This is a genomic window from Haloarcula sp. JP-L23 (genome assembly GCF_011602445.1).
Taxonomy (GTDB): domain Archaea; phylum Halobacteriota; class Halobacteria; order Halobacteriales; family Haloarculaceae; genus Haloarcula; species Haloarcula pellucida.
In genome coordinates this window covers 305175-319240 of the sequence record NZ_CP050015.1, presented here as the reverse complement: position 1 = coordinate 319240, position 14066 = coordinate 305175, and the positions used below count along the sequence as shown (strand labels likewise).

At 64.4% G+C, this 14066-nt stretch carries 11 protein-coding genes; 6 read left to right on the top strand and 5 right to left on the bottom strand.

What is annotated here, in order from left to right:
• Positions 1–144: 144 nt before the first annotated feature.
• The 3 genes from G9465_RS20185 to G9465_RS20175 all read left to right on the top strand — a co-directional run bounded on the left by G9465_RS20185 (position 145) and on the right by G9465_RS20175 (position 4600).
• A complete protein-coding gene (locus tag G9465_RS20185; RefSeq protein ID WP_166973732.1) occupies positions 145–2697 on the top strand; it encodes an FAD-dependent oxidoreductase in 2553 nt (850 codons plus the stop codon).
• A 61-nt stretch (positions 2698–2758) separates the two neighbouring features.
• Positions 2759–4006 carry a threonine ammonia-lyase gene (ilvA, locus tag G9465_RS20180; RefSeq protein WP_166973729.1) on the top strand — a complete coding sequence of 416 codons (1248 nt, stop codon included), beginning with the start codon at positions 2759–2761 and terminating at the stop codon, positions 4004–4006.
• 147 nt (positions 4007–4153) lie between these two features.
• On the top strand, positions 4154–4600 hold the full coding sequence (locus G9465_RS20175; protein WP_166973726.1) for a universal stress protein: 447 nt from the start codon (positions 4154–4156) through the stop codon (positions 4598–4600).
• Positions 4601–4630: 30 nt separating this feature from the next.
• Here the strand turns inward: G9465_RS20175 and G9465_RS20170 are convergent, their stop codons facing one another.
• Positions 4631–4792: a hypothetical protein gene (locus G9465_RS20170; RefSeq protein WP_166973723.1), complete on the bottom strand. Its 162-nt coding sequence runs from the start codon at positions 4790–4792 to the stop codon at positions 4631–4633.
• Positions 4793–4846: 54 nt separating this feature from the next.
• Positions 4847–5263, bottom strand: coding sequence for a hypothetical protein (locus G9465_RS20165; protein ID WP_166973720.1), 417 nt, complete (start codon positions 5261–5263; stop codon positions 4847–4849).
• Between the two features lie 443 nt (positions 5264–5706).
• Here G9465_RS20165 and G9465_RS20160 point away from each other — a divergent pair, with 443 nt between their 5' ends.
• The gene (locus tag G9465_RS20160) at positions 5707–7503 is read left to right on the top strand and encodes a BCCT family transporter (protein WP_166973717.1); all 1797 of its coding nucleotides are present in this window, start codon (positions 5707–5709) and stop codon (positions 7501–7503) included.
• Positions 7504–7725: 222 nt separating this feature from the next.
• The gene (locus G9465_RS20155; RefSeq protein ID WP_166973714.1) at positions 7726–9333 is read left to right on the top strand and encodes a BCCT family transporter; all 1608 of its coding nucleotides are present in this window, start codon (positions 7726–7728) and stop codon (positions 9331–9333) included.
• 30 nt (positions 9334–9363) lie between these two features.
• On the opposite strand, the gene G9465_RS20150 is transcribed toward G9465_RS20155, so the two are convergent.
• The 3 genes from G9465_RS20150 to folP all read right to left on the bottom strand — a co-directional run bounded on the left by G9465_RS20150 (position 9364) and on the right by folP (position 12707).
• On the bottom strand, positions 9364–9591 hold the full coding sequence (locus G9465_RS20150) for a hypothetical protein (protein ID WP_166973711.1): 228 nt from the start codon (positions 9589–9591) through the stop codon (positions 9364–9366).
• Positions 9592–9637: 46 nt separating this feature from the next.
• The gene (locus tag G9465_RS20145; RefSeq protein ID WP_166973709.1) at positions 9638–10228 is read right to left on the bottom strand and encodes a hypothetical protein; all 591 of its coding nucleotides are present in this window, start codon (positions 10226–10228) and stop codon (positions 9638–9640) included.
• A 91-nt stretch (positions 10229–10319) separates the two neighbouring features.
• The gene (gene folP / locus G9465_RS20140; protein ID WP_166973706.1) at positions 10320–12707 is read right to left on the bottom strand and encodes a dihydropteroate synthase; all 2388 of its coding nucleotides are present in this window, start codon (positions 12705–12707) and stop codon (positions 10320–10322) included.
• Positions 12708–12804: 97 nt separating this feature from the next.
• Between folP and G9465_RS20135 the strand changes: the two genes are divergently transcribed.
• Entirely contained in the window at positions 12805–14004 is a 1200-nt protein-coding gene (locus tag G9465_RS20135; protein ID WP_166973703.1) for a DHHA1 domain-containing protein, read from the top strand.
• The last annotated feature ends 62 nt before the right edge of the window (positions 14005–14066 follow it).

Genomic DNA, 14066 nt, shown 5'->3' with positions numbered 1-14066 from the left:
GTCGTGTGTCCGCCGTGGCCCCGTCGAAATCGAATAGCCCATTTTCGGCACACACAGGCACTCTCCGTGGACATCCTCAGATACCGCCAGCCGAACCCGCCGGTGTATTTAAGAGAGTGACAGAAGGACCTCGATACGAGATACATGAGCACAGAGGCTCCCCCATCACAGGCGGACACCGTCATCATCGGTGCCGGTGCCGTCGGGTGTAGTGTCGCGTACCATCTGACGGAACTCGGCGCCGAAGACGTAACGGTCATCGACCAAGGCCCCCTGCCGGTCACGGGCGGGTCGTCCGTCCACGCGCCCGGCATCATGTTCCAGACGTCGCCGTCGAAGATTCAGACGAAAGCAGCCTACTACACGAGTCGGTTGCTCTCCGACGCCGGCGTCTACGACGAAGTGGGCGGTATCGAACTCGCCCGGAGCGAGGACCGGATGGACTTCCTCCGTCGTCGGAAGGAATGGGCGACCTCCTACGGGTTGCCAGAACCGCAACTCCTCTCGCCGGAGGAGGTCACCGAGCACCTGCCGATGGTCGACGAAGACGAGATTCTCGGCGGCTACTACTCCCCGACGGACGGCCGCGTCGACGGCATCGCGGCCCTCCAGTGGTACATCGGCGAGTCCTCGGCGGACTTCTACGGTAACACCGAGGTCAAAGACCTCGACGTCTCCGGCGGCGAGATTCAGGCCGTCGAGACCGACAAGGGGCGCATCGAGTGTGGACGCTGTGTCATCGCGACGAACAACTGGGGCTACCAGACCGGGCAGTTGGCCGGTCTGGACCTGCCTATCGCGCCGGTCGAACACCAGTACGTCGTCACCGAACCGATGGAGGAACTGGCAGACGCCGGTTCCTCCGTCGGCGACAACACCACCGGACTGGACGTGCCGGGCGAGCGCTCCATCGCGGAGTACATGAGCGAAGGGCCACACCAACCGGTCGGTCGCGATCAAGACCACTCACTGTACTTCCGAACCCACGGCGATTCGCTGGGGATGGGGTCGTACAACCACGAGTCGCTCTCGGTCGACCCAGAGGCGATGGGTAAGAACTCCGAGGAGCGACAGGCCTCCGTTCGCGGGTTCACCGAGGAACACTGGACGGAGCCGACCCACCGCAATCGCGACAAATCTGCGAAGCAGGCCTTCGACGAACTGCTCCCGGCGACGCAAGACGTGGACTACGAAGTCACAGAGAACGGCATCTTCGTGTTCACGCCCGACGGGATGCCCGCCGTCGGCGAGACGGCCCAGGTCGACAACCTCTGGACGGCGCTCGCCATCTGGTGGACCCACTCCGGCGGTTACGGCCGCATCCTCGCGGAGTGGATGGAGAACGGCACGCCGCGTCTCCCGTCCGGACCGGTCGACACCGGCGGCATCCACGTCCGGCGGTTCGAACCCCACGCGGGCGAGAAGGACTACTTCGTCGACCGGGGCGCGAAGCGCTACGAACAGGTGTACAGCATCGTCGAACCGCGCTGGCAACCCGACGACCACCGCCGCCTGCGAACCAGTCCGTTCTACCATCAGGAGAAGGAACTGGGCGCGGAGTTCTACCAGAGCGGTGGCTGGGAGTCGCCGCAGTACTACGAGTCCAACGCGGACCTCGTGGACCGCTACGAGGACCAGATTCCCGAACAGGACGGCTGGCAGTCGATAAACCGCTCGCCCATCGAGGCCGCCGAACACCTCCACACCCGAGAGAACGTGTCGATGTTCGACATGACCTCGTTCAGTTCCATCATGGTCGAGGGCGAGGGGAGCGAGGCGTTCCTCCAGCGAGTGTGCAGCAACGACATGGACATCGACGTCGGACAGGTCCGCTACTCGCTGCTGCTCAACGAGGGCGGCGGCATCCTCGCGGACATCACCGTCGTGCGTCTCGACGACGAGGAGTACATGGTCACCACCGGCGGCGGCAACTCGCCGGGCATCCACGGCGGGTGGCTCGAAGAGCACGCACCGGAGACGGTGTCGGTCCACATCGAGGAAGGTGCGAAGTCCACTATCGGCCTCTGGGGCCCCAAATCGCGCCTCCTGCTCCAGCGGTGTACGGACGCCGACGTGACCGACGACGGCTTCCCGTACTTCCGCGCGAAGCAGATGTACGTCGGCGAGGTGCCGGTCATCGCCCTGCGCGTCTCCTACGTGGGTGAACTCGGCTGGGAGCTGTGGACGCCGACGGAGTACGGCCAGCGCCTCTGGGAGACGCTGTGGGAGGCCGGACAGGACCTCGACGTCCGCCCCATGGGCGGTGGCGCTCTCAGTTCGATGCGACTGGAGAAAGGCTTCAGGCTCTGGGGCACGGACATCGACACCGACTCGAACCCGTTCGAGGCCGGTCTGCCCTTCGCCGTCGACATGGACACCGACTTCGTCGGGAAGGAGGCCCTCGAATCGGCGAAGGCCGACGGCATCGACAACCGCATCACGCCGCTCACCCTCGACGACTCGTCGGACATCATGCTCTCGGGGCGTCCCGTCCTGAAGGACGGCGAGGCCATCGGCTACGTACAGGCCGGCGACTACGGCTACAGCATCGGCGAGTCCATCGCCTACACGTACGTACCGAGCGAGCACGCCGAAGCAGGCACGTCGGTCCAGATACAGTGCGAGGGAGAGACGTACGACGCAACCGTCCGGGACGAACCGCTGTTCGACCCCGGCCGGGAGAAGATACTCCGATGAGCCGTCGCCGGCATCGCTCGACGACCGACCGGGGGTAAGTCCCGGCACCGACAATCCACTCATGACAACGTCAGAATCCGCGGAACTGCCCGTCACCTACGCCGACATCGAACGGGCGCGTGAACGCCTCGACGACGACACCGTCGTCAAGAAGACGCCGGTCGAACGCAGTTCGTCGCTCGACGAGTTCGTCGGCGGCGAGGTGTACCTGAAGATGGAACACCTCCAGTGGACGGGGTCGTTCAAGACCAGAGGCGCGTACAACAAGATTTCACAGGACGTCGAACAGGGCGTCGACGAGTTCGTCGCCGCCAGCGCGGGCAACCACGCACAGGGCGTCGCCCTCGCGGCGACCAAGTGCGGGGCGGACTCGACCATCTTCATGCCGGTCAACGCCCCGCAGGCGAAAGTCGACGCGACCCGAGGGTACGGCGCGACGGTCGAACTCGTCGGCAAGGACTTCCAGGAGACGATGGCCCACGCTCAGGCCGCCGTCGAGGAGACGGACGCCGCGTTCGTCCACGCATACGACGATACGGACATCATCGCCGGACAGGGCACCCTCGGCGCCGAGATGTATCACGACTGTCCCGACGTGGACACCGTAGTCGTGCCTATCGGCGGCGGCGGCCTCATCAGCGGCGTCTCGACGGCCATCAAACACCTCTCGCCGGAGACGCGCGTCGTCGGCGTGCAGGCGACCGGAGCGGAGACCGTCCACGAGAGCCTCGACAAGGGGATGCCCGTGACGCTCGACGAAGTCGACACCATCGCCGACGGTATCGCGACCGGCGGCATCTCCGAGACGACGCTGCGCATCATCGAGCAGAACGTCGACGACGTGGTGACCGTCACCGACACCGAAATCGCGCAGGCCATCCTCCTGTTGATGGAACGCGCGAAGCAGGTGGTCGAAGGGGCGGCCGCCGCCTCCGTCGCCGCCATCCTGAGCGACGATCTGGACGTCACAGACGAGACGGTGATGCCCCTGCTCTGTGGCGGGAACCTCGACATGACGCAACTCCGGACGGTGCTCATCCACGCGCTCACCGAGCGTCGGCAACTCATGCGCCTGCGGGTCCGAATCGACGACCGACCGGGCGTCATGGAGGACATCTCTGGGACCATCGCGGACCAAGGCGCGAACATCCACGACGTGCGCCACGAGCGCTCCGTCGAGGACTTAGACGTCGGCGAGGCCTATCTGGTGTTCAACGTCGAGACGAGCGGACAGGAACACGCCGACGCCATCGTCGAAGCCATCCGCGAGACCGGCTACCCCGTCGAGGACATTGCCAGGACTGTCTGAGTGACAGGAACCTCGTCCTCCCGTAGTTAGTCGGGGCCAGAGGGGGCCTTAGAGCCGGTTTCCCGACCCACGTGTTGACCGAATAGTGATATTTCACGGGGGAAATTATTTCTGCGCAGTCGTGGAAGTACGACTGTATTGTAGCGTATGTACGAGCACATATTGATTCCGTACGACGGAAGCGCAGAATCGAAGAAGGGTGCGACACACGGTATCGAACTCGCTGCCGAACTCGGGTCGACCGTCCACGCGCTCTACGTCATGGACCTTCCCGGCGTTCCTCGGGCGATGTCGATACGGGACGACGAGGAGAGCGTCCGGGAAGAGTACGAAAAATACGGGCAGAAGACCCTAGACGAGATAGCGGAGGTGGCAGCGGAGTACGGCGTCGAGTGCGAGCAAGCGCTTCGGACAGGCACACCCAGTGAGGAAATCGTCGACTACGCCGAGGAGAAAGGCCTCGACGTCATCGTGATGGGGTCGGCGTACCGCGGGAAGATAGGAACCATCCTCGGGGGGACGACGGACAAGGTGGTCCGGACCGCGACGGTTCCGGTCATCACACAGCGGATGGAGATGGACGAACTGTCGTGACCACGGCGACGCCGCTCGATGCTCCGGCACTCAGGTGTCGACGAGTCGCGTCTCGCGGAGGTAGATGACCAGACTCGCACACAGGAAGCTAAATCCCGCCACCTGCAAGTCGCCGTTCGACATCGCGAGCAACGCCGTCCCTATCAGCAGGACGGCGAGACCCGCCGCGACGGTCGCTAACAGGTTCTCCATGCGGGCAGGACGGTCGGCTGATAAATAAAGGCACCCGACACCGAGCGGCCGGCCTCAGTACGAGTGTCTGAACTCCCAGTGATAGCGGCAGCCGTGACACGTCGCCCACTCGGGCACGTCGAGGGCGTGTGGGTGACGCTGACCGTGTTCCATCCGGTTGCCACAGACCGGACAGACCAGATACTGTAACTCCAGTTCGGGAAAGTCTTCGTGGGAAAATTCGGCGACACACCGGGAACAGTCGATGTCGTCCCGTGCGTCGCGTTGGTCGATGTCTGCCCCACAGCGGGGACACCGCACCACCGCCGGAGGGCGACGGCCCCATCCCACGTCACCGTCGATAGTAGTCGTGTGTGTCTCCGGACTCGAAAGCCGGAAGCTGTCCGACTCCGGATCGGCCCTGAGCGGTTCGACGACCGCCTCGATGGCCTTTCCGAGCCGAGCAAACACGACCTTCAGGAATTCCATCATTATTGGTTATTGTTGACTCGCCGTCTTAATTCGCACTGGTCACCGGATTCCGACGCTGGTCGTGCGAAGACAGTACCGGTACGCGCAGCGACGATCGAACGAAAACCACGGTACTGACCGGTGTGTGCCCGGATAACGTCCCCGGACACGGAGGTTAGTAGGTCCTTACTCGCAGTATACAGGCGAAGTTTTAATATATTCCAATCGCACTTTCGGGTTGAGGTAGTGTAACACACCACGGTGGCTCGGACACCGACGGCCAAACTGGCGGTGCGACTCGTCGTACCGCGTACACTGGCCCGGTGAACGACCCAGATTCGTCCGGGAAAACTTCAGCCACGTGCCAGAACGACACGGGGAATCGGGCGGAAAACAACCCGAAACGACGGGAACATCGAGAATGAAATCACGGACAACGCGGATACACACGACGGGGGTAACGCATGTCAGAAAGTGACGATACGACTGGCCAGATGTCTGACGGGCTGCAGGTGGAGCTGTTCCATCCGGAGTCCGACCGAGAGCCCGGCGACACCAACATCCGGCGGTTGGGCTTTGACGTTCATCCGATCGTCTTCCCGATATCGCTGGTCATAATCGTCGCCTTCGTCGCGGCGACCATCGCCCTCGGCGATCAGGCGTCGACGGTGTACACGGACGTCTTCAACTTCATCAACGGAACGTTCGGGTGGTTCTACATCCTGGCGGTGAACCTGTTTATCGTCACGATACTGTACTTCGCCGTCAGTAAGTACGGGAACATCAGAATCGGCGGCGTAGAGGCCGAAAAGGAGTTCAGCGATTTCTCGTGGATGGCGATGCTGTTCAGCGCGGGCATGGGTATCGGACTCATGTTCTTCAGCGTGGCCGAACCGATGTGGCACTTCGGTTCCGGCGCATCGGAGTTCATGGTCGTCCCGCCCACGTTCGGTGCAGAGGGCGGCACGGCCGGGGCCGCAAGCGCCGCGATGGCACAGACGTTCTTCCACTGGGGCTTTCACCCGTGGGCCATCTACGGACTGGTCGGCCTCGGACTGGCCTTCTTCTCGTTCAACCGGGGACTCCCGCTGACGTTCCGGTCGATTTTCTGGCCCCTGCTGGGTGAGCGAATCTACGGCTGGCCCGGCCACGTCATCGACCTCGTGACCGTCTTCGCGACGCTGTTCGGCCTGTCGACGTCGCTGGGGCTCGGGGTCGCACAGATAAACACCGGCCTGTCCTACGTCGGGGGTGACATCCTCGGCCTCGTGAGCGTGCCGACCGGGACGGTGCCACAGGTCATCCTCATCGCGGTTATCACCGGCATCGCGACGGCCTCCGTCGCCGCGGGGCTGGAAGGCGGCGTCAAACGGCTGAGCACCTTCAACCTCTACCTGATGTTCACTATGCTGGCGTTCCTGCTCGTCGTCGGCCCGACGGTGTACATCTTCGGGACGTTCGCCGACGGACTCGGTGCGTACCTCGGTAACTTCCTGTCGATGTCGTTTTTCACCGGCACCATCGGTGGCTCGGCAGCACTGGGCGGCTACACCGTCAAGAGCTGGATGGGGAGCTGGACCGTCTTCTACTGGGGTTGGTGGATAGCGTGGTCGCCGTTCGTCGGGATGTTCATCGCGCGCATCTCGAAGGGACGGACCGTTCGAGAGTTCGTATTGGGCGTGCTGTTCCTCCCGGCCATGTTCTCGTTCCTCTGGTTGGCCACGTTCGGCGGGTCGGCCCTCTGGGTGGAACTCGCTGGGGGCGGCGGTATCGCTTCGGCCGTCGCGAATCAGGGACAGACGGTCGCGATGTTCGCCATGTTGAGCAAGTTCCCGCTTGGGGCCGTCACGGGCCTGCTCGCGACCCTGCTCGTGGTGACGTTCTTCGTCACGTCCTCTGACTCGGGGTCGCTGGTCGTCGACCACCTGACCTCGGGCGGCAAACACGACGTGCCGAAGGTCCAGCGGGTCTTCTGGGCGATCACCGAAGGTGCTGTCGCCGCGAGCCTGCTCATCGGTGGCGGCCTCAGCGCCCTGCAGACGGCCGCAATCACGACTGGGTTGCCGTTCGCGGTCATCCTGTGTCTGATGTGTTATACGGTCTATCTGGGACTGGACAACGAGTACGAGATTCTGGAGTCCGAGCAGTTCCAGGAGCGCATCCAGGACATGACCGCCGAAGAAGACGTCGACATCACGAAAGCCGGCGGCGACGTCGTGACCGACGTCAAAGGCGGTGCCGACCCCGAAGGTAGCGACTGACTCTTCCTGACGGTTTTCTCGACTTCGCGACGACGGTGAGTACCACATGTCCGGCCGTACTCCGAAACAGCGGGAGCACCGTACCGACGACACCGAGGTTTCTGTACGCACCCAGATTAACTCGGGAATAAAACAACAAAAGTGTGGTATACCACCTATACTTGAACGGGTGTCATATATCGTCGCAGGATTGACTACCGGACCCCGAAGATTGTGGGGTGCATGCGCACGATACGCACGACCGTACAGCAGTTCGTCGACGAACTCGACCTCTCTGTATTCGGGGTCGGGTTCTCGGTTTCGTTGCTGGCGATTCTGGTGTTCTTTCTGAATCCGGAAGCGTCGGCGAAACGGATGGGACAGATAAACGAGTACCTCTGGACGGAGTTCATGTGGGTCTACGTCGGGACGATGTTCCTGATGGTCGTCTTCAGCCTGTGGCTGATGTTCGGCCACTGGGGGTCGATCAAACTCGGGAAACCCGACGACGACCCCGAGTTCAGTCTGCTGTCGTTCTTCTCGATGATGTTCTCGGCCGGCATCGCGGCCGGTATCGTCTTCTGGGGTCCCGCGGAGGCGCTGAGCCACTACGAGACGGTGCCGCCGCTGATCGGGGCAGAACCGAAGACGTCGGCCGCGGCAGTCGGCGCGATACAGTATACGCTGTTCCACTGGGGCATCTCCTACTGGGTCCCGTACCTCATCGTCGCCATCCCCATCGCGTACTACGCCTTCCGCGAGGACGCGCCGATGCGCGTCTCGACGCTCATCGCACCGTTCGTCGGCGTCGACGGTCTCGACGGGTTCTGGGCGAAAACCATCGACATCCTCGCCGTGTTCGCGACTATCGGTGGCATCGCGACGACGCTCGGGTTCGTCGGCAAGCAGTTCCTCACCGGCCTCGCGTACAATCTCGGTGTTTCGCTGGGCGACGGCGGAACAGTCCTGATGATAACGGGACTGACGGTGGCGTTCACCGTCTCCGTCACCCTCGGCGTAAAGAAGGGCATCGCGAGAGTGTCGCTGTTCAACATGGCCGTCTTCGTGCTTCTGGCCGTCGCGACGTTCCTGCTGGGGCCGACCAACTACATCATGAACACGGGCCTGCAGGCGGTCGGCGGCTACTTCGGCGAGTTCCTGACGATGAGCCTCTACACCAACGCCGCCGGGTCCGGCGAGTGGGTCGGAAACTGGACCGTCTTCTACTGGGCGTGGGTGTTCTCGTGGGCACCGTTCGGCGGCCTCTTCGTCGCCAGAATCTCGAAGGGACGCACGATTCGACAGGTCGTCGGGACTGCGCTCATCGGTGCGACGGCTTCCACCATTCCGTGGTTCCTCACGATGGGCGGGAGCGCCGTCTACTTCGAGCGCAACGACATCGCGCCGATGCTGGAGATGGTCGACCAGTACGGCGTCTCGGTCTCCGGGTTCCCGCTGTTCGCCAGTCTCCCGTTCGGCGAGGTGCTGGCAGCGGTGTTCATGCTGCTCGTCGTGACGTTCTTCGTCACCTCCGCGGACTCCTCGACGCTCGCGCTGGGCATGCTCACGACCGGCGGCAAGCAACACCCCTCGACGGTCAATCGGGTCATCTGGGGCGGTCTGATGGGCGGCCTCGCGTCCCTGCTCATCGTCGGCGGGGGCATCAGCGCACTCCGCTCGTCGGCCATCATCACTGGCTTCCCGTTCGCGTTCATTTCCGTCGTCGCCATCGTCGGGATGGCGTGGGAGTTCCAGTCGGTGCGACCGCTACTCACGACGGATCGACAGTCGACACCCACGCGGACGACCAACGCCACCAGCAGGTCTGGGATGGGGTCAGAAGACGACTGACTGCACGGCCCCGTTCGACGTCGACCGCCGTCAGTAATACTTCCAGTCGTCCTCGTCGGAGCCTCGCCTGACGCCGTCCTCCTCTTCCGCCTCCTCCGTCTCGTCGGGCCAGCGGATGCCGTCACCCGCGAGGCTCTTGTAGGCGAACCCGCCGAAGGCGACCAGCAACAGGAGCAGGACGAGAGCGCCGACAGCCCCGACGAGTTGAGCCGCTATCTCGACGAATCCCGAATCGAACGGTAGCTGAAGCGGTTCCATGCTGACCGCTATGGACCGCACACGTTTGTGCGTTGGCAGACCGACGCTATGCGGATTGCGCGGGCTGGGCACTGCCGTGGACCCACTCTCGTGCGGGCCCGCCGATGCCGACGGCAGCGATGGCAAGCCACACCACGAGACTCACCACGACTGGCAGAACTAACCACGCGATGGCGCTGACGGCGCCGACGCCGACCAGACCGATCCACGGGTCTCGCCCGCCGAATACCTCGGTCACCCAGACGCCGACGACGGCGAAGCCGAGACCGCCCAGCGTGAGTAAGGCGATACCGAGGACGACGACACCGATGACGCCCACTGCCGTCGCGCCGACTCCGAGATTCGCGAGTTGGCTGAGCGCGTACGCCACGAAGAACGTGACGACACCGAAGGCCATCAAGCCGTACAGGGCGGCGACGAGCGGCCGTCGACGCGACGATTCGACGGCCGCCTCGATGCGGCCGCCGTCCCGATAGATGACGGCGCCGCCGAACAGCACCGTCAGGAAGAACGACGCCGCAGCCCGAAACGTCGGGGATGCGTCGGTGACCGTCGTCGGGTCGAACGCCTGCAGGGAGAGTGTCGGGAACGGCCCCAGAAGCGCCGCCGCGACGACTGTCACGTCTGCTGTTAGCATGCTACACAGTTTCTCGATGGGGTGTGAAAAACTGTCGGTCGGCATCGTCCGCTGCGGTAGCCGTGTCGCTCCGTCGCCAGCGGTGGGTCGGTCACACGTCGTTCGCTGCCGAAACAGTTCGTACCGCTGCCGCGTTCTCCTCGACGTCGTGGACGCGAATCACGTCGGCGTTCCGTTCGGCTGCCATGGTCGTCACGGCGATGGTCGGCGGCAAGCGGTCTCCGCTCGAACAGCCGACCCGTTCGAACATCGACTTCCGGGAGTGGCCGACCATCACGGGACAGCCGAGCGCTCGAAGTTCTCCGAGGCGGTCGACCAGTTCGAACGACTCGGCGGCGTCCTTGCCGAACCCACAGCCCGGATCGACGATAATCTGCTCCCGGTCGATGCCCGCCTGTTCGGCGAGCAACACCTGCTCGCGGAGGTCCGAGATGACGTCGGCGACCACGTCGTCGTAGGTCGCCGTCCGGTCCGGGTCGACGGGTGCCGAGATGCTGTGCATGAGTATCAGCGAGGCGTCGTGATCGGCGACGACGAACCGCATCTCGGGGTCCGAGAGGCCCGACACGTCGTTGACGATGTCGGCACCGGCGGCCAGTGCGGCGTCGGCGACGGCGGCTTTCCGGGTGTCGACAGAGACGGATACGTCGAGCGACGAGAGCGCCTCGATGACCGGGACAACGCGGTCGATTTCTTCGCTCACGGGGACCGGGTCGGCACCGGGACGAGTACTCTCCCCACCTACGTCTACGACGTCCGCGCCGGCCGCGATCATCTCCTCGGCGCGCTCGACCGCCGCGTCGAGACGATTGTACTCGCCGCCGTCGTGGAAACTGTCGGGCGTGACGTTCAGAATCCCCATCACGGCCGTGTCTTCGGTATCGACCACCTGGGCCGACCGCGGGCCCTCCAGCACCGACCCCAGTTGTTCGGCGAGGTGTCCGAGGCCGTGACCCTCGTCTTCGAGACGACTCGCGAGAGCGCGGAGTTGCGCGGGCGCCCCCGAGAGCGTCGTCGAGACCAGTTTCTCTGGAGCGGCGCGGTCGGTGCGCACACACGTGCCGCCGATCGCTTCCAGACGCTCGCCGACTACCGCCGCCTGTTCGGGCCTGAGTGTCGTCGAGAGCACGCGACTGTCGACGCCGTCGGCGGTCGTCCCTCCGTCGGCTCTGGCCGTCAGCGTCACCGAACTCGACGACCCGACGTCTTTGGGGACCACGCTCCGCGTCCAGCGGTCCCGTGCCTCCGCGACGGCGTACAGTGACCCGGCGACGAGGACACAGTCGGACTCGTCGGCGGCGGCTAGCGCTCGCTCCGTCGCCTCGGGGACGGACTCGATACGCTGGACGGTCTCGGCGTGCCCGGCGAGGGCGTCGGCGAGCCTCTCGACAGTCGCCGCGCGGTCGACATCCGGCCGTGTCGCGTACGCAGTGTCGACCCGTGGTAGTTCGGCGACCATATCGTCGATGTCCTTCCCATCCATCGCCGCGAAGACGAGGTGCAGGTCCTCGTAGTCGTATCGCGAGAGCAAGTCGGAGAGCGTCGCTACTGCGCCGGGATTGTGTGACCCATCGAGGACGACCAGCGGCTCCGTCGAGCGGACTTCGAACCGGCCGGGCCACGTCGCCTTTCGCAACCCGTGTGCTATCGTCTGTTCGTTTACCGACGCGACCTGTCGAGCGAGCGTCGCTGCGACGCCCGCGTTCGTCGCCTGATGCTGACCTAACAGTTTGAGGTTCGTCTCTACGGCCCAATCCGGCCCGGTTATCGAGACGTGATTCTCGACGGCGGAGGACATCCCGTCCTCGACGGCAGAAACGTCGGCCTCGTCTCCGCCGACCTGTATCACGTCCGACTCCGTCCGGATGGCGTCGTGCGCCGCACCGTCGGCCCCGGTTACTAACGGAGCGTCCGCGGGCGCGACCTGCGCCTTGTCGTGAGCGATCTCCTCGACGGTGTCACCGAGCAGGTCGGTGTGTTCCAAGCTGACGCTCGTGACGGCGCTCGCGACCGGGTCGACGGCGCTGGTCGCGTCGTACCGACCGCCGATGCCGACTTCGAGGACGGCGACGTCCACGTCCTCGGCGCCGAAGTGGTACAGCGCGAGGGCGGTGAGGACTTCGAAGTGCGTGGGCATGTCGTCGTCCGCTCGCAACCGCTCGATACAGGGGTCGATTCGCTCGACGAACTCCGTGACCCGCGCTTTGGGGACCTTGCGGCCGTTGACCGTCACTTGCTCGCGAAAGTCGTTCAGTGCCGGCGACGTGAACAGGCCCACGTCCAGGCCGGCAGTCCGGAGGACGCTCTCCAGCATGCGGGCGGTACTCCCCTTGCCGTTCGACCCTGCTATCTGGACGCAGTCGACGGATGCCTCTGGAGTCCCGAGGTGTGAGAGCATCCGTGCCGTCGTCTCCGTCCCGAGTTTGGGCCGACGACGCTGTAGTGACTGCAGGTAGTCGGCAGACTCGTGGTACTCCATAGCACATATGGTCGGCTTCGGCCTGATTAAGCTATCGCCGTCCGACGGAGCGGCCTCGAACACGTGGTTTATTGGCACGGCAACCGATGCAACTGGCATGACCGTGGAAGCGACGGCCAACCTCGCCAGCGACCAGCCCTACGTGACGTCGTTCGACGCGACAGTCCGTTCCGTCGACGGCCGTGACGTGACGCTGAACCAGACGTACTTCTACGCCGAGGGCGGCGGCCAACCGGCCGACAAGGGTACACTCGCCGGCGTCGACGTCGTCGACGTCCAGAAACGCGAGGAGGAAACGGTCCATACGCTCGCCGAGACACCCGAAATCGAAGTCGGCGAGGTGGTCAGCGGCCAGATAGATGAACAGTTCCGGACGTACAGCATGCGAGCCCACACCGCGAGTCACGTGGTCTACGGCGTCGGCCGGAACCTGTTCGACAGTCACGGCTACGGCGGGTTCGACATCGGTGAGGACACCGTCCGTCTCGACTTCGACGCCGACGCGGACGCCGACGAAGTGAACGCTCTCACGTTCCAGCGCATGGCCAACGAGGCCGTCTGGGACAGTCGGTCGGTGGAGTGGTACGAGATGGACGTCGAGGAGGCACGCGCGGACGACGACATCGTGTTCAACCTCGGCGACGCCGATCCGGCGGACAGCGTCCGCATCGTCGAAATCGACGGCTGGGACGTCTCGGCCTGTGGTGGCACGCACGTTCGGAACACGAACGAAATCGGGCCCATCGAGGTCGTCGACGTCTCGAACCCGGGCGCAGACCTCGTCCGCGTCGAGTACGCCGTCGGGCCGTCGGCGATACAGCGCCAGATAGACCGACGACGGAGCGCGTCCCGTGCCGCCGATACACTCGATACGAGCGTCGAGGACCTCGCACAGCGGGCACGAGGCCTACTGGAAGAAAAGAAATCGCTACAGGCCGACGTAGACAACCTCTACGAGCGACTTCTCGACGCACGCATCTCCTCACTGGCGGCCGATACGACGGCCAGAGACGGACAGGAGTGGCTGGTCGGCACCGTCGACGGCGTCGGTCCGAACACCGTCGCCGACCGCGTGGGAGCGCTGGACGACGATACAGCGGACGTCGTCGTCCTCGTCGGGCGAGACGGGGCGACGTTCGTGGTCGTCGGGACGGACGGTGAGACGGACGCGAACGACGTTATCGACGACGTGACGGGTGAGTTCGGCGGTGGCGGCGGCGGCCAACCGACGCTCGCGCAGGGCGGCGGCCTCGACGCTGACCCCGAGACGGTCGTCGAGTATCTGCGCGACAGGTAGTGCGGACTGACGGTGGGGCTCGAATCTCGTCGCGTCGGCTGACAGACACGACGTGTGAACGC